The following is a 277-nucleotide window of genomic DNA, read 5'->3' as shown; positions in this document are numbered from 1 at the left end:
CATCCGACTTGACAGACCGCCTGCGTGCGCTTTACGCCCAGTAATTCCGATTAACGCTTGCACCCTCCGTATTACCGCGGCTGCTGGCACGGAGTTAGCCGGTGCTTCTTCTGCGAGTAACGTCAATCGCTGCGGTTATTAACCACAACGCCTTCCTCCTCGCTGAAAGTACTTTACAACCCGAAGGCCTTCTTCATACACGCGGCATGGCTGCATCAGGCTTGCGCCCATTGTGCAATATTCCCCACTGCTGCCTCCCGTAGGAGTCTGGACCGTG

Annotated in this window: 1 rRNA gene; it reads right to left on the bottom strand. The window is 56.3% G+C overall.

The features are described from left to right. A 16S ribosomal RNA gene (locus NNO03_RS22565) occupies positions 1–277 on the bottom strand; the annotation flags it as partial.

Source organism: Citrobacter sp. Igbk 16 (genome assembly GCF_028069755.1).
Lineage (GTDB): Bacteria > Pseudomonadota > Gammaproteobacteria > Enterobacterales > Enterobacteriaceae > Citrobacter.
The sequence above is the reverse complement of the archived record's forward strand: the minus strand, read 5'-3'. Positions and strand labels throughout refer to the sequence as shown.